The 14,774-nt window shown below is 66.6% G+C and carries 14 protein-coding genes; 8 read left to right on the top strand and 6 right to left on the bottom strand.

Translation table 11 applies throughout. The features are described 5' to 3' along the window. Nucleotides 1–18: 18 nt before the first annotated feature. From miaB to aroA, 7 genes are all read left to right on the top strand, one after another. The gene (gene miaB / locus H8B03_RS10370; RefSeq protein ID WP_193141677.1) at nt 19–1,344 is read left to right on the top strand and encodes a tRNA (N6-isopentenyl adenosine(37)-C2)-methylthiotransferase MiaB; all 1,326 of its coding nucleotides are present in this window, start codon (nt 19–21) and stop codon (nt 1,342–1,344) included. Nucleotides 1,345–1,587: 243 nt separating this feature from the next. Beyond that, a complete protein-coding gene (locus tag H8B03_RS10365) occupies nt 1,588–2,610 on the top strand; it encodes a PhoH family protein (RefSeq protein WP_394355462.1) in 1,023 nt (340 codons plus the stop codon). Further along, a complete protein-coding gene (ybeY, locus tag H8B03_RS10360) occupies nt 2,591–3,130 on the top strand; it encodes an rRNA maturation RNase YbeY (RefSeq protein WP_226925852.1) in 540 nt (179 codons plus the stop codon). The genes H8B03_RS10365 and ybeY overlap by 20 nt, the downstream gene beginning before the upstream one ends. Before the next feature lie 121 nt (nt 3,131–3,251). Next, entirely contained in the window at nt 3,252–4,013 is a 762-nt protein-coding gene (locus tag H8B03_RS10355; RefSeq protein WP_319022466.1) for a hemolysin family protein, read from the top strand. After that, a complete protein-coding gene (lnt, locus tag H8B03_RS10350; RefSeq protein WP_193141674.1) occupies nt 4,003–5,520 on the top strand; it encodes an apolipoprotein N-acyltransferase in 1,518 nt (505 codons plus the stop codon). The genes H8B03_RS10355 and lnt overlap by 11 nt, the downstream gene beginning before the upstream one ends. 33 nt (nt 5,521–5,553) lie before the next feature. Beyond that, entirely contained in the window at nt 5,554–6,270 is a 717-nt protein-coding gene (gene trmB, locus H8B03_RS10345) for a tRNA (guanosine(46)-N7)-methyltransferase TrmB (RefSeq protein WP_193141673.1), read from the top strand. A gap of 99 nt (nt 6,271–6,369) precedes the next feature. Further along, nucleotides 6,370–7,725: a 3-phosphoshikimate 1-carboxyvinyltransferase gene (gene aroA, locus H8B03_RS10340; RefSeq protein ID WP_193141672.1), complete on the top strand. Its 1,356-nt coding sequence runs from the start codon at nt 6,370–6,372 to the stop codon at nt 7,723–7,725. Between the two features lie 202 nt (nt 7,726–7,927). On the opposite strand, the gene scpB is transcribed toward aroA, so the two are convergent. From scpB to H8B03_RS10310, 6 genes are all read right to left on the bottom strand, one after another. After that, nucleotides 7,928–8,602, bottom strand: coding sequence for an SMC-Scp complex subunit ScpB (scpB, locus tag H8B03_RS10335; RefSeq protein WP_193141671.1), 675 nt, complete (start codon nt 8,600–8,602; stop codon nt 7,928–7,930). Next, nucleotides 8,599–9,396, bottom strand: a complete 798-nt coding sequence (locus tag H8B03_RS10330; protein ID WP_193141670.1) for a ScpA family protein — start codon at nt 9,394–9,396, stop codon at nt 8,599–8,601. Before H8B03_RS10330 ends, scpB begins: the two co-directional genes overlap by 4 nt. Then, a complete protein-coding gene (locus H8B03_RS10325) occupies nt 9,393–10,409 on the bottom strand; it encodes a glycoside hydrolase family 3 protein (protein WP_193141669.1) in 1,017 nt (338 codons plus the stop codon). Before H8B03_RS10325 ends, H8B03_RS10330 begins: the two co-directional genes overlap by 4 nt. A gap of 43 nt (nt 10,410–10,452) precedes the next feature. After that, on the bottom strand, nt 10,453–11,316 hold the full coding sequence (locus H8B03_RS10320) for an SPOR domain-containing protein (protein WP_193141668.1): 864 nt from the start codon (nt 11,314–11,316) through the stop codon (nt 10,453–10,455). Nucleotides 11,317–11,390: 74 nt separating this feature from the next. Continuing rightward, nucleotides 11,391–13,133 carry an arginine--tRNA ligase gene (argS, locus tag H8B03_RS10315; protein ID WP_193141667.1) on the bottom strand — a complete coding sequence of 581 codons (1,743 nt, stop codon included), beginning with the start codon at nt 13,131–13,133 and terminating at the stop codon, nt 11,391–11,393. A gap of 58 nt (nt 13,134–13,191) precedes the next feature. Beyond that, nucleotides 13,192–14,343 carry a deoxyguanosinetriphosphate triphosphohydrolase gene (locus tag H8B03_RS10310; protein ID WP_193141666.1) on the bottom strand — a complete coding sequence of 384 codons (1,152 nt, stop codon included), beginning with the start codon at nt 14,341–14,343 and terminating at the stop codon, nt 13,192–13,194. Nucleotides 14,344–14,419: 76 nt separating this feature from the next. Between H8B03_RS10310 and H8B03_RS10305 the strand changes: the two genes are divergently transcribed. Then, the gene (locus H8B03_RS10305) at nt 14,420–14,752 is read left to right on the top strand and encodes an iron-sulfur cluster assembly accessory protein (RefSeq protein WP_193141665.1); all 333 of its coding nucleotides are present in this window, start codon (nt 14,420–14,422) and stop codon (nt 14,750–14,752) included. Nucleotides 14,753–14,774: the final 22 nt, after the last annotated feature.

The following is a 14,774-nucleotide window of genomic DNA, read 5'->3' as shown; positions in this document are numbered from 1 at the left end:
GCCAAAGGCCCGCATCCCATGTCCGACCCCCGGAAGCTTTTCATCAAGACCTACGGCTGTCAGATGAACGTCTATGACAGCGAGCGTATGGCCGAGGCCCTTGGCCCCTCGGGTTATGTCACCACCGACACGCCCGACGATGCGGACATGATCCTGCTCAACACCTGCCACATCCGCGAAAAGGCCGCCGAGAAGGTCTATTCCGAACTGGGCCGGCTGAAGGCGCTCAAGGTCGACAACCCGGATCTGAAGATCGGCGTCGCCGGGTGCGTCGCCCAGGCCGAGGGGGCCGAGATCCTGCGCCGTCAGCCCTCGGTTGATCTGGTGGTCGGCCCGCAAAGCTATCACCGCCTGCCGGATCTGGAAGCCCGCGCCCGCAAGGGCGAGGCGGCGCTGGACACCGATTTCCCCGAGGAAGACAAGTTCGACAAGCTGGCGGACCGCCCCAAGGCCAAGCGCGGAGCGACCGCCTTCCTGACCGTGCAGGAAGGCTGCGACAAGTTCTGTGCCTTCTGCGTGGTGCCCTATACGCGCGGCGCCGAGGTGTCCCGCCCGGCATCCCGCCTGATCGCCGAGGCCGAGGATCTGGTGGCGCGCGGCGTGGCCGAGATCACCCTGCTGGGCCAGAACGTCAACGCCTACCACGGGCCGGGGCCGGATGGCGGCGAATGGGGGCTGGCCCGGCTGATCCGCCGCCTGGCCGAGATCGACGGGCTGGAGCGTATCCGCTTCACCACCTCGCATCCCAACGACATGGAAGACGACCTGATCGCCGCCCATGGCGATTGCCCCAAGCTGATGCCCTATCTGCATCTGCCGGTGCAGTCCGGCTCGGACCGCATCCTGAAGGCGATGAACCGCAAGCATACGGCGGCGGACTATATCGCGCTGATCGACCGCATCCGCGCCGCGCGTCCCGATCTGCTGCTGTCGGGCGATTTCATCGTCGGCTTCCCCGGCGAGACCGATCAGGACTTCGAGGACACGATGGATCTGGTCCGCACCGTCGGCTACGGGCAGGCCTATTCGTTCAAGTATTCGCCGCGCCCCGGCACCCCCGCCGCCGAACGCAAGGGGCAGGTGCCCGCCGAGGTCGCCTCGGACCGCCTGCAACGGCTTCAGGCGCTGCTGACCGAGCAGCAGAAAGCCCGGCAGGATGCGATGGTCGGGCAAGTGGTCGGCGTTCTGTTCGAAAAGCCCGGACGTCTGGACGGCCAGCTTGTCGGCAAATCCGACCATCTGCACGCGGTCCATGCGCTGGCCCCGGCGGACCTGATCGGCAAGGTCGCCCGCGTCCGTATCGTCGAAAGCGCGCCGAACTCGCTGAAGGGCGAGTTGATCTGACCGGGCGGCTGGCGCGGGTTTCTGCGCCTGCACTGCCATACGCCGGCCATACCTTTTCCAGACGCTTGCCAACCGGCGGGTTTGCCGCCAATGCTGCGCCCGCATCCGCGCCGCCCGCCGCAGGGGGCTCTGGCGCCGGAGGTGGGGAAAACCATGGCGTTGTCGTGACAAATCGCGCACCGCGCTTGCCTTGCCGCCGGGGAGTTGGCAGGCTGGCCTCAAGCCCCCTGCAAGGAGACGTCTTTGACCACCAGCATGCTGACCCCGCCCACGGAAGGGGCGGAAGTTCCCGAGGTCCAGGTCGAGTTTCAGGACAACCGTCTGCTCATTGATCTTTGCGGCGAATATGATCGCAACCTCACCCAGATCGAAACCGCCCTGGGTGTTCAGATCCTCCGACGTGGCAACCAGCTTGCTCTGTATGGTCCCAAGGACGCGCAGTCGCGCGGGATCGAGGTTCTTGGCGCACTCTATCACCGTCTGGAATCGGGCCGAACCGTCGGCCCCGGCGACATCGACGGCGAATTGCGAATGACCAACACGCCGGTGCCGCCCGAAGAGGGCGACGGCGATCAGCTTGAGATGTTCCGCCGCGAAGAGGTCGAGATCAAGACCCGCAAGAAGACCGTCGAGCCGCGCACAGACGCCCAGAAAGCCTACGTCAAGTCCTTGTTCGACAACGAACTTGCTTTCGGCATCGGCCCGGCGGGCACCGGCAAGACCTATCTGGCCGTGGCGGTGGGCGTGTCGATGTTCATCGGCGGTCATGTGGACCGGATCGTGCTCAGCCGCCCGGCGGTCGAGGCCGGCGAAAAGCTGGGCCATCTGCCCGGCGACATGAAGGACAAGGTCGATCCCTTCATGCAGCCGCTGTATGACGCGCTGAACGATTTTCTGCCCGGCAAGCAGGTCACCAAGCTGATCGAGGAAAAGAAGATCGAGATCGCGCCGCTGGCCTTCATGCGCGGCCGCACCCTGTCCAATGCCTTCGTGGTGCTGGACGAGGCGCAGAACGCCACCACCATGCAGATGAAGATGTTCCTGACCCGTCTGGGCGAAGGGTCGCGCATGGTGGTCACCGGCGACCGCAGCCAGGTCGATCTGCCGCGCGGGGTAAAAAGCGGGCTGCGCGATGCCGAAAGCCTGCTCAGCGGCGTCAAGGGAATCTCGTTCAACTACTTCACCGCCAAGGATGTGGTCCGCCACCCGCTTGTGGCCCGGATCATCGAGGCCTATGACGCTGCGGATGCCAGAAAAACCGGTTGAAACCACCCTCGACGCTGACGGCTGGAGCGCCCTCGATCTCGACGCCCGCGCCAATGCGGCGGTGCGCGCCGTGCTGTCGCATCTGGGCCATGACCCGGCAGGGTTCGAGATCAGCCTGCTGGGTTGCGACGACGCCCGTATCGCCGATCTGAATGCCGAGTTTCGCGGCAAGCCCGCACCCACCAACGTGTTGTCGTGGCCCTCGGACGAACGCGCCGCCGATGTGCCGGGCGGCGCACCGCAACCGCCACAGGGATTGTTTCCCGATGAGCCGATCGAATTGGGCGATGTGGCCATCGCCCTGGAAACCTGCCTGCGCGAGGCCGAAGCCGTCGGCCGCAGTGCCGACGATCACGTCACACACCTTCTCGTGCATGGCATCCTGCATCTTTTGGGGTACGATCATGAAACCGATGCAGATGCAGCCTTGATGGAAGGGCTCGAGACCACGATACTTGCGAAGCTTGGGATCGCAGACCCATATGCCGAGCAGGGTGGATTCCCTGATCAAAACGGATGAGACAATGAACGACGGAGACGGGTCCAGTCCGGAGACGGCCGACTCGCAAGACGACCAAACCAGCCGATGGGGCCTTCTGGGGCGCGTGTTCAGTCGCGCCGACCGGGCCTCGGACCCTCACGTGAAAAACGGCCACGCCATCGACGCAGGCGATCAGAAGGAACGGCCCGGCCTGTCCAACTTGCGGGGCATGCAGATCTCGGATGTGGCGGTGCCCAAAGCCGAGATCACCGCCGTGACGATGGAATGCCCGCTCACCGATCTGGTGGACCTGTTCCGAACCAGCGGCTATTCGCGGCTGCCGGTCTATGACGGCACGCTCGACAGCCCCATTGGCATGGTGCACCTGAAAGACGTGGCGCTGAAGCACGGCTTCGATCACGACAACAACGGGTTTGACCTGCGCGATCTGGTGCGTCCGCTGATCTATGCGCCGCCCTCGATGCCCATCGGCGTGCTGCTGCAGAAAATGCAGACCCAGCGCACCCATATGGCGCTGGTGATCGACGAATACGGCGGCACCGATGGGCTGGTGACGCTGGAGGACCTGATCGAACAGGTCATCGGCGAGATCGAGGACGAGCACGACGAAGAAGAAGTTCAGCCCTGGACCGAAGAGGCGCCGGGCACCTTCGTCGCATTGGCGCGGGCCCCGCTGGACGAGTTCTCGGAGGCCATCGGCGTTGATCTGCACATGCCGGGTGTGGACGAGGATATCGATACCCTGGGCGGCGTCGTTTTCCTGCTCATGGGCCGGGTGCCGGCACGGGGCGAAGTTCTGAAGCATCCCGCCGGGGTCGAGATCGAGGTTGTCGATGCCGACCCGCGCCGGATCAAGCGGTTGCGCATTCGCACACCCAACAGCAAACCGGATGCGGGCTGAGCTTTCGGGCCGCAGGCTCTGGCTGGCACTGACGCTCTGCGGGGCGGCGGCGGCGCTGGGGCAGGCGCCCTTCGGCTGGCCGCTGGTGGCGCTGCTGGTGCTGGCCGTGGGGCTGGGGCTGGCCTTGCCCGCGCCGACCCCGCGCGCCGGGTTCTGGCGCGGTTGGGGACTGGCGTTGGGCTATTTCCTGGCCACCCTGCATTGGATCGTCGAGCCGTTCCTTGTGGACATCGCCCGCCACGGCTGGATGGCGCCCTTCGCGCTGGTGCTGCTGGCCGGCGGCATGGCGTTGTTCTGGGGTGTGGCGATGGCGGCTGCGGTCTGGTTGGGGCGCGGGGCAGGGCTGGGCCTGCGGGTGCTGGCACTGGCCGCCACCCTGCCGCTGGCCGAGATGATCCGCGCGGTGCTGTTCACCGGCTTTCCCTGGGGCATGGTGGCCAGCTTCTGGATCGACACGCCGGTGCGCATGGGCGCGGCCTGGGGCGGGCCCTACGCCCTTGTGGCACTGACTGTTCTGGCCGCAGGCGGCATTGCGGTGCTGCTGTTCGGGCAAGGGGCCGGACGCTGGCGCGGGGCCGCGGGCCCGGTGCTGCTGCTGGCGGTCTGGGTCGGCGGGACGGCCAGCTTGCCCGCTGAGTCACCCGTGGCGCCCGAAGGCCCGGTGGTGCGGGTGGTGCAGCCCAACGCGCCCCAACACCAGAAATGGCAGCCCGACATGATCCCGGTGTTCTGGCGACGCAAGCTGGAGTTGACCGGCCAGCCCGGCACGCTGACCCCGGATGTGGTGGTCTGGCCCGAGGTGACGCTTCCCTACCTCTGGGGCGGCGAGACCGAGGGCAATGCCCAGATCGCCCGCGCGGCAGGTGGGGCGGTGACGCTGGTGGGCGCGCAGCGGTTCGAAGGATCTGAACTGCGCAATGCGGTCGGGGTGCTGGATGGCGATGGCAAGCCTCTTGCGGTTTACGACAAGTTCCATCTGGTGCCCTTTGGCGAGTATTTTCCCGGCGGCGCGCTGGCGGCCCGTCTGGGGCTGGCGGGGCTGGCCACCGACATGCTGGGCGGTTTTACCTCTGGTCCGGGCCCGCAGGTGTTGGACCTGCGCGGGCAGGGGCTGGGCCGGGTGCTGCCGCTGATCTGCTATGAAGCCATCTTCCCGCGCCACGGCTTCGCGCCCGGCCCCCGCGCCGACTGGATCGTGCAACTCACCAATGACGCCTGGTTTGGCGAGTTCGCGGGCCCGCAGCAGCATCTGGCGCAGGCGCGGATGCGGGCAGTGGAACAGGGCGTGCCGCTGGTACGCGCCGCCAACACCGGCATATCGGCGGTGATCGGTCCGGCAGGCCGGATGCTGGCCGAGATTCCGCTGGGGGTGGCCGGGGTGATCGATGTGGCGCTGCCCGCGCCGCTGCCGCCGACGCTCTATTCCCGCACCGGGAACTGGCCGGTGCTGATCGCGGCCCTGGTCCTGATCGCCGGTCTGGGGCTGCGCCGCGTGCGAGGGGCTTGACCTTTCGTTGCCAGCCGCGCACATCCCCGGCCCATGACCGACAGCAATTCTCCCTCCGGCGCCCCGTGGCGCAATTTTTATGGCCGCCGTCGTGGCAAGGGCCTGCGGGATAGCCAGAAAGGCTATCTGAACGAAGACCTCGTGGCGCTTTCGCCGGGCAAGGTGGACTGGGACGCCAACCCCGAACGCGTGCCACTGGATCTGGACGCCATGTTCGGCGGCAAACCGGTCTGGCTGGAGATCGGTTTCGGCGGCGGCGAGCACATGGTGCATCAGGCGGCCCAAAACCCCGATGTCGGCATCATCGGTTGCGAGCCCTATATCAACGGCGTCGCGATGCTGCTGGGCAAGATCCGCCGCGCCGGGGTCGAGAACCTGAAGGTGCATCCGGGCGACGTGCGCGACATGTTCGATGTTCTGCCCGAGGCCAGCATCTCGCGCGCCTTCCTACTGTACCCCGATCCCTGGCCGAAAAAGCGCCACCACCGCCGCCGGTTCGTGACGCCCGAGCATCTGGATCCGCTGGCGCGGGTGCTGAAGCCCGGTGCCATCTTCCGCATCGCCACCGACATTCCCGACTATGTGCGGCAGGCGCTGGAACAACTGATGGCGCGGCCCGATTTCGAATGGCTGGCCGAAGGCCCCGAGGATTGGCGCGCGCCCTGGGACGACTGGATTTCGACCCGCTATGAACAAAAGGCGCTGCGCGAGGGGCGCACGCCGCATTACCTGACCTTCCGCAAGATCTGACCGCAGCGGGACCGCCGTCTGCCCAATCGTTAGCGCCCCCATGGACCTTGCCGCAGCAGGCCGCTAACAGATGGCCGACCCATTCAAGAGGAGCCCCCGATGTCGTCCCATGGACCCGCCGCCCCGATGACCGCGCACCGCGCGGGCCCACTGACCGGAACCGCACATGTCCCGGGTGACAAGTCGATCTCGCATCGGTCGCTGATCCTTGGGGCCATGGCCGTGGGCGAAACCTGCGTGACCGGTCTGCTGGAAGGGCAGGACGTGCTGGACACCGCCAAGGCCATGCGCGCTTTCGGCGCCGATGTGGCCCGCGATGCCGATGGCACCTGGCGGGTGCATGGCGTCGGCGTTGGTGGGTTTTCCGAACCCGAGGATGTGATCGATTGCGGCAACTCCGGCACCGGGGTGCGGCTGATCATGGGCTGCATGGCGACCACGCCGATCTCGGCCACCTTCACCGGCGATGCCTCGCTGCGCAGCCGTCCCATGGGGCGGATCACCGATCCCATCGCCCTTTTCGGGGCACAAAGCCATGGCCGCAAGGGCGGGCGTCTACCGATGACCATCGTCGGGGCTGCCGCCCCGGTGCCGGTGCGCTATGTCACGCCGATGCCTTCGGCACAGGTCAAATCGGCGGTTCTGCTGGCCGGCCTGAATGCGCCGGGCCAGACCGTGGTGATCGAAAAGGAAGCCACCCGCGATCATTCCGAGCGGATGCTGGCGGGGTTCGGGGCGGTGGTGACGACCGAGGACACCGACGAGGGCCGGGTCATCACCCTGACCGGCCAGCCAGAGTTGAAACCGCAGACCATCGTGGTGCCGCGCGATCCCTCCTCGGCGGCCTTCCCGGTCTGTGCGGCGCTGATCACCGAAGGCTCGGACGTGCTGATCCCCAATATCGGGCTGAACCCGACGCGGGCCGGGCTGTTCGCCACCCTGCGCGAGATGGGCGCGGATCTGACCTATGAGAACGAACGCACCGAGGGCGGCGAGCCGGTAGCCGATCTGCGCGCCAGATTCTCGGACAGCATGCAGGGCATCGAGGTGCCGCCCGAGCGCGCCCCGTCGATGATCGATGAATACCCGATCCTGTCGGTGGTGGCGGCGCTGTCCACGGGCAAGACCGTCATGCGCGGGGTAAAGGAACTGCGGGTCAAGGAAAGCGACCGGATCGACGCCATGGCGCGCGGTCTGGAAGCCTGTGGCGTGACCATCGAGGAAGATGAGGACACCTTCATCGTGCACGGCATGGGTGCGGGCGGGGTACCGGGCGGGGCCACGGCGGCCGCGCGGCTGGACCACCGGATTGCCATGTCCTTCCTGTGCCTTGGCATGGCCGCGCAGAAGCCGGTGACGGTGGATGACGCTGGGCCCATCGCAACGTCCTTCCCGATCTTCGTGCCCCTGATGCGGGAGTTGGGCGCGCGGTTGGAGGATGAAGCGGCGCGCTGACGCGCGGATTTCATGCCTCCGGCGGGAGTATTTTCGCCAAGAAGAATGAGCGCCGTCTCGGAAACGCTCCGGGGGAGCGGTTCAGGCGCGAATGGGCGGAGCCTCAGCCGTCTCGGAAACGCTCCGGGGGAGCGGTTCAGGCGCGAATGGGCAGAGCCTCAGCCGACCCCGCGTCCGGTCGTGGGCGCGTTTCTGCCAGCCGTCAGGGCGCCTCGGGGCCCGGAGAGTCATCGTTCCCGCTTTCGAACAATTCGGATTGATCGGTGTCGCCGGTGTCTTGATCAGGCAGGTCCGCGCCCGGCGGCGGGCGGTTGTCGAGCAGGCCGGCGGCGCGCAATTCCTTGAGGCCGGGCAGGTCGCGTGCGCATTCCAGGCTGAAGTGATCGAGGAAGGTTTCCGTGACCACGAAGGTCACCGGCCGGCCCGGGGTCATGCGGCGGCGGCCGAGCCGGATCCATTCCATCTCGAGCAACTGGTCGATGGTGCCGCGGCTGACGCCGACGCCGCGGATTTCCTCGATCTCGGCGCGGGTGACCGGCTGGTGGTAGGCGATGATCGCCAGGGTTTCGATGGCCGCGCGCGACAGCTTGCGGGTTTCCAGCGTCTCGCGGCTCATCAGGAAGGCAAGGTCCGGCGCGGTGCGGAAGGCCCAGGCCTCGCCCAGTTTCAGCAATTGCACCCCCCGGCCTTCGTAGCGTTTTTGCAGATGCACCAAGGCGGTGACCGGGTCGGAGCCATGGGGCAGGCGGCCGTACAACTCCTTCAGGGTTACCGGCGCGGCAGAGGCAAAGAGCACCGCTTCGACCATCCGCTCCTGCTCGCCCATGGGCGGGGCCGTGAACAGGCTGGGGTCGTCCTTCGGGGCGTCCTCGGTCATGGGTCATCCTTTCGGCGGCGCAGGCGGATGGGGGCGAATGTGTCGGACTGGTCCAACTCGACCTGGCCGCGTTTGACCAGCTCCAGCGAGGCGGCAAAGGTGGCGGCCAGTGCCGAGCGGCGTTTCTTGGGATCCTCCAGCCAGCCGTCGGGCAGATAGCTGGACAGATCGGTCCAGTCGCCGGCGAAGGCGACCAGCGGGCGCAGACGGTCCAGCGCCTCTTCCATGGTCAGCACCGGGCCGCGATCCAGCACGAAGGGGCGGAAGTCGTCCTTGGTGCGCAGGCGGGCATAGGCCTGCATCAGGTCCAGCAGCGAGGCGGTGAAGCGGGTACGGCGCAGGCGGGCCACGCTTTCTTCCTCGCCACGGGCAAAGACATCGCGGCCCAGCCGGTCGCGACCCATCAGCTTGGCGGCAGCCTCGCGCATGGCTTCCAGCCGCTGCAACTGGAAGGCCAGATGGGCGGCCATATCCTCGCCCGAGGGGCCGTCGTCCTCGGGGTCGGGGGGCAACAGCAGGCGCGATTTCAGGAAGGCAAGCCAGGCGGCCATGACCAGATAGTCGGCGGCCAGTTCGATGCGCAACTCCTTGGCCTTGTCGACAAAGACCAGGTATTGCTCGGCCAGTGCCAGCACCGAGATCTTGCGCAGGTCCACCTTCTGGGTGCGCGACAGGGTCAGCAGCAGGTCGAGCGGGCCTTCGAACCCATCCACATCGACGATCAGCGCCTCGGAGGCGAGGCGGGCTTCCAGCGGCGTGACGTTGTCGTCCGACGATGTGCCCGTGGGCGTCATGCGGCCGGGTCCAGCAGGGCGGTCATCTGCGCGGTCAGGGCGTCCGCATCGGCCTCCTCGGGGGGGCGGCGCAGGGCCAATGCATCCTCGGCGCGGGTCTGTCCCTTTGCCGAGAGGGTGCCGGAGGCTGCGGCGACCGTCTGCATTTCGGCCATTTCGCCGTTGCAGTGCAGGATGGCGTCGCAGCCGGCGGACAGGGCGGCGGTGCAGCGGTCAGCCAGCGCGCCGCCAAGGGCGCCCATGCAGATGTCGTCGGTCATCAGCAAGCCGTCAAAGCCGATCTCGTCGCGTATCAGGCGGATCAACCGGGGCGACAGGGTGGCGGGCAGGTCGGGATCGATGTTGGGAAACAGCAGATGCGCGGTCATCGCCAGGGGCAGATCCGCCAGTGGCTTGAAGGCCGCGAAATCGGTGGTGGCGAGTGTCGCCTTCGGCGTGTCCACCCGTGGCAGCGCCTTGTGGCTGTCCAGCGTGGCGCGGCCGTGGCCGGGCAGGTGCTTGAGCACCGGCAGCACGCCACCCTGAAGAAAGCCTTCGGCCATGGCGCGGGCATTGGCGGCGACCTGCGCGGCCTCGGTGCCCAGACAGCGGTTGCGCAGGAAGGGATGGGTGTCGTCGGTGGCGACATCGGCAGCGGGCGCACAGTTCACATCGATGCCAACCGCGCGAAGCTCCTGCGCGATGACGCGGGCGCGCAGGGTCAGGCTGGCGGCGGCATGGGGACCGGCCCGGTCCACCTGGTCCAGCGGCGGCAGCCATTGCCGCCAATGCGGCGGCACCATGCGCTGCACGCGTCCGCCTTCCTGGTCGATCAGCACCGGGGCATCGCGGCCCACAGCCGCGCGCAGGTCGGCGGTCAGGGCGCGGACCTGATCGGGGGTGTCGATGTTGCGGGCAAACAGGATGAAGCCCCACGGGTCGGCCTCGCGATAGAACGCCGCCTCGGAGCGGGTCAGGGCAAGCCCCGAACAGCCGAATATCGTTGCCCCCTGGGCCATGATCGCCTCCGTCATTCTGCCCGGCAGGATTGCCTGTTCAGGGCCGGGATGCAATCGCTCAGCGCATCCGCACCGGGATGCATTCGGCGCGTTCGGCCAGAAGGGCGGCGCAGAAGTTGCGGGCGTCGGCCAGGCCGACAAAGCCATAGGCGCGCAGGCGGTAACGGGTGGTACCGGCCAGGGTGACGGGTTCGATCACCCGCGCCTTGGGCGCCAGGAAATCTGAAAACCGCAGGCCCAGGCGATCCCAGGCGGCGGCGGCTTCGGCCTCGGTGTCGTAGTCGCCCAGTTGCACCAACCGGGTGCCCGAGGCGATCAGGATCGGGTCAACTTCGTTGGTGGTGGCGACGGCGGTCAGCAGCAGAGGCGGAGAGGTGTCGGTGGCGGCCCGTGTTGCCACGTCCTGATCGGGGCGCTGCAACGGACGCGGCCCGCCGGGGGTCGGGTCGGCCTGCGGCACGGCCAGACCTTCCAGATCGGGCAGGGGGGCGTCGGCCTCCAGCCCCAGAACCTCGCTCAGCGCGCCTTGTACCGCGTCGCGCATCGAGGCGAGGGGATCGGCGGGCTCGCCGGGGGCCTTGTCCTCGGGTGTGGGGCCAACGGCTTCGGGTGCCAGCACCAGCCGTTCGGCCAGCGGTTCCTCGACATCCTCGGAGGCGATCGCGTTGACCGAGTAGCCCTGATGCGCGGCTTCAAACCCGCCGGGTTCCTCGGGGGACACGCGCGGCGGGCCGTCCATGGCCTGGATCACCGGCACCCGGGTGATGTCGCGGGTGGCCAGGTCGTAGACCCAGTATCCAAGCCCCGCGACCAGCGCGACCGAGGTCGCAGCCCCCAGCCAGCCCACGATTGCCGAAACACCGGGTCCCTGCGGATGCGAGTCCGCCGGCCCCGAACCATAGCTGTCCGAATACGCCATCATTTGCCCCAATATCCTGTCCGGGTCCCGAAAGCCCCGGCCTGTGCCTGCTCGCGACCCGTGGGGCGGCCGTTATCTCAGCGCATTTCCTCCACGGGCGTCACGCCAAGAATACCAAGACCGGTCGAAATAACAACGGCAACCGCCCGAGGCAGCACGATTTTTGCAGCCGTTGCTTGCGGGTCATCCTGCAAGAAGCGCAGCGCCGGGTTGTCGTTGCCGCGGTTCCACAGCGCGTGGAATTCCGAGGCGAGGTCATAGAGGTAGAAGGCGACGCGGTGCGGCTCGCTGCCCGAGGCGGCGATCTCGACCAGGCGCGGCCATTCGGCCAGCTTGCGGATCACGGCCAGTTCCGCCGGATCGGTCAGCACCGAAAGGTCCTGTTGCGCCAGATTGGCGTCGGACACATCCACGCCCATTTCAACCGCCTTGCGCAGCACCGAACAGACGCGGGCATGGGCGTACTGCACGTAGAAAACCGGGTTGTCCTTGGACTGTTCCAGCACCTTGTCGAAGTCGAATTCCAGCGGCGCGTCGTTCTTGCGGGTCAGCATCACGAAACGGGTCACGTCGGCGCCCACCTGATCGACCACGTCGCGCAGGGTCACGAAGGTGCCGGCGCGTTTCGACATTTTCACCGGCTCGCCATTCTGGGTCAGCTTGACCAACTGGATCAACTTGACGTCCAGCGGCACATTGCCATCCGACAGGGCAGACACGGCGGCCTTCATGCGTTTGACATAGCCGCCGTGATCGGCACCAAACACATCAACAAGCGCGTCGAAGCCCCTGGAAACCTTGTCATAATGATAGGCGATATCTGGCGCAAAATAGGTCCAGCTGCCATCGGATTTCTTCACCGGGCGGTCCACGTCATCGCCATGGGCGGTGGATTTGAACAGGGTCTGCTCGCGCGGCTCCCAATCCTCGGGGGTCTTGCCCTTGGGCGGTTCCAGCACGCCTTCGTAGATCAGGCCCTTGGCAGTGAGCGTCGCCAGGGCGGTCTCGATCTTGCCGGTGCCATACAGCGCCTTTTCCGAATAGAAATTGTCCATGGTCACGCCAAGGGCGGCCAGATCGGCGCGGATCAGATCCATCATCGCCTCGGTGGCGAAGCTGCGCACCTCGTCAAGCCAGACCTCCTCGCCCTTGTCGAGGTAAGCATCGCCGACCTTGTCCTTCAGAGCCTGACCCACGGCGATCAGGTAATCGCCGGGATAGGTGCCATCGGGAAAGGCCACCTCCTGACCGAAGGCTTCGAGGTAGCGCAGATAGACCGAGCGGGCGAGTACATCGACCTGAGCGCCACCGTCGTTGATGTAGTATTCGCGGGTCACATCGTAGCCAGCGAAGGCCAGAAGGCTGGCCAATGCATCGCCAAAGACCGCGCCGCGAGTGTGGCCCACATGCATCGGTCCGGTGGGGTTGGCCGAGACATATTCGACGTTCACCCGCTTGCCGGTGCCGAGGGTCGAGCGTCCATAGGCGTCGCCCGCTTCGATGATCCCGGTGACCAGACCTTGCCACTGCCCGGCGGCCAGCCGCAGGTTCAGGAACCCCGGTCCAGCCACTTCGGCGGTGTCGATGCGCGGATCTTCGATCAGCAGGGCGGCCAGAGCATCGGCAATGTCGCGCGGCTTCATCTTCGCCGGTTTTGCCAGCACCATCGCCGCGTTGGTGGCCATGTCCCCATGCGCCGCATCGCGCGGCGGCTCGACCGAGACCGCGCGGCGCTCCAGTCCCTGTGGCAGAACGCCGTCGCGCTCCAGCGCGTCGAGGCTGTCCAGAACAAGGCTGCGGATCTCGTCAAAAAGGTTCATGGCTCTTCTTCCCGTCGTTTGCGCGGGGTTTAGCACGGCTGGCGCGAGGCGCAATCCGTCATTGGCTGGCCGGACCGCCCAGGTACTTCGCGTGGACCTGCCGGGCGAAGCGATCGGTCATCCCGGCGATGTAGTCGGCCACGATGCGGGCCAGCTGGATTTCGGTCTCTGCCTCGGCCACATCCTTGCGCCACTGGCGCGGCATCAGTTCGGGGGTGTTCATCAGCAGCGGGAACAGATCCATCACCACCTGGGTGACCTTCTCGCGGACCTCAACCACCGAAGGCGCGCGATACATGCGGTGGAACAGGAACTGGCGAATCACGGTCAGATCCTTCCAGATCCCGTCCGAGAACACGACCATGGGCCGCCCGGCATCGCGAATGTCCTGTGCGGTGGCGGGGTCCAGTTCGGTCAGGCGGCCACGCGCCTGTGCGATCACATCTTCGACCAGAATGCCGAAGAACCGGCGCAGCGCCTCGTGCCGCCGTCGGTAATAGTTCAGGTCGGAAAACCTGCGATCCACCTCGGCGAAGCAGTCCTTCAGGATCGGCATGTCGGCCAGTTCGTCGGTGGAAAACAGCTCGGCCCGCAGCCCGTCGTGCAGATCGTGGTTGTTATAGGCGATATCGTCCGACAGGGCCGCCACCTGCGCCTCGGCACTAGCATAGGTGTGCAGTTCCAGATCGTGGCGGGCGTTATAGTCGGCCAACGCGTAATGCAACTCGCCGGTGACCGGGCCGTTGTGCTTGGCCAGCCCTTCCAGCGTCTCCCATGTCAGGTTCAGTCCGTCGAATTCGGCATAGTGGCGTTCCAGGCTGGTGACGATGCGCACCGCCTGCGCGTTGTGATCGAAGCCGCCATAGGGCGCCATCAGCACGTTCAGCGCGTCCTCGCCGGTGTGGCCGAAGGGCGGGTGGCCCAGATCATGGGCCAGCGCCACCGCCTCGGTCAGGTCAGTGTCCAGACCCAGCACCCCGGCGATGGTGCGCGCCACCTGTGCGACCTCGATGGAATGGGTCAGCCGCGTGCGAAAGTAATCGCCCTCGTGTTCGACAAAAACCTGCGTCTTGTGCTTGAGCCGCCGGAACGCGCTGGAATGGATGATCCGATCCCGATCCCGCTGGTAGGGCGACCGGAATGTGCTCAGCCCCTCGGGGTAGAGTCGCCCCCGGCTGTGGGCCGGGTCAGAGGCATAGCTTTGGCGCATTTGGGCCCTTCATCTTGTGGCATCCCTTGGGCGTGCATATATTTCCCATCAACCGAAGCAAATCCCCCGTGACGATATGGACCTTTCCTTGCCTCCCAAAGTGACCGACCGGGCGTTTGCGCGTCTGGCCGAGATCAACGAAACCAGCGAGGCGCCCAAGGCGCTGCGGGTGGCCGTCGAAGGCGGCGGCTGCTCGGGCTTTCAGTACGAGATCAAGCTGGATGAACCGGCCGAGGATGACTTGGTGATCGAAAGCAGCGGTCAGCGCGTGGTGGTCGACAGGGTGTCGCTGCCCTTCCTTGAAAACGCCGTGATCGACTTTTCAGAAGAGTTGATCGGCGCCCGCTTCATAATCGAGAACCCGAATGCCACGGCCAGTTGCGGCTGCGGCACCTCGTTCTCCATGTAGCCCAGCGTCTGGCGGGCAGATC

This window comes from Meridianimarinicoccus sp. MJW13, assembly GCF_014901205.1.
Classification (GTDB): Bacteria; Pseudomonadota; Alphaproteobacteria; order Rhodobacterales; family Rhodobacteraceae; genus Meridianimarinicoccus.
This window is presented reverse-complemented; position numbering and strand designations above follow the sequence as displayed.

Excerpts from the sequence above, each read along its gene's own strand:
- H8B03_RS10310 (WP_193141666.1), bottom strand. The coding sequence starts at position 14,343 with ATGCGCCAAAGCTATGCCTCTGACCCGGCCCACAGCCGGGGGCGACTC.
- H8B03_RS10305 (WP_193141665.1), top strand. The coding sequence starts at position 14,420 with ATGGACCTTTCCTTGCCTCCCAAAGTGACCGACCGGGCGTTTGCGCGT.
- H8B03_RS10330 (WP_193141670.1), bottom strand. The coding sequence starts at position 9,396 with ATGACGCCCACGGGCACATCGTCGGACGACAACGTCACGCCGCTGGAA.
- ybeY (WP_226925852.1), top strand. The coding sequence starts at position 2,591 with ATGCCAGAAAAACCGGTTGAAACCACCCTCGACGCTGACGGCTGGAGC.
- scpB (WP_193141671.1), bottom strand. The coding sequence starts at position 8,602 with ATGACCGAGGACGCCCCGAAGGACGACCCCAGCCTGTTCACGGCCCCG.
- H8B03_RS10320 (WP_193141668.1), bottom strand. The coding sequence starts at position 11,316 with ATGATGGCGTATTCGGACAGCTATGGTTCGGGGCCGGCGGACTCGCAT.
- miaB (WP_193141677.1), top strand. The coding sequence starts at position 19 with ATGTCCGACCCCCGGAAGCTTTTCATCAAGACCTACGGCTGTCAGATG.
- trmB (WP_193141673.1), top strand. The coding sequence starts at position 5,554 with ATGACCGACAGCAATTCTCCCTCCGGCGCCCCGTGGCGCAATTTTTAT.
- H8B03_RS10325 (WP_193141669.1), bottom strand. The coding sequence starts at position 10,409 with ATGACGGAGGCGATCATGGCCCAGGGGGCAACGATATTCGGCTGTTCG.
- aroA (WP_193141672.1), top strand. The coding sequence starts at position 6,370 with ATGTCGTCCCATGGACCCGCCGCCCCGATGACCGCGCACCGCGCGGGC.
- argS (WP_193141667.1), bottom strand. The coding sequence starts at position 13,133 with ATGAACCTTTTTGACGAGATCCGCAGCCTTGTTCTGGACAGCCTCGAC.
- lnt (WP_193141674.1), top strand. The coding sequence starts at position 4,003 with ATGCGGGCTGAGCTTTCGGGCCGCAGGCTCTGGCTGGCACTGACGCTC.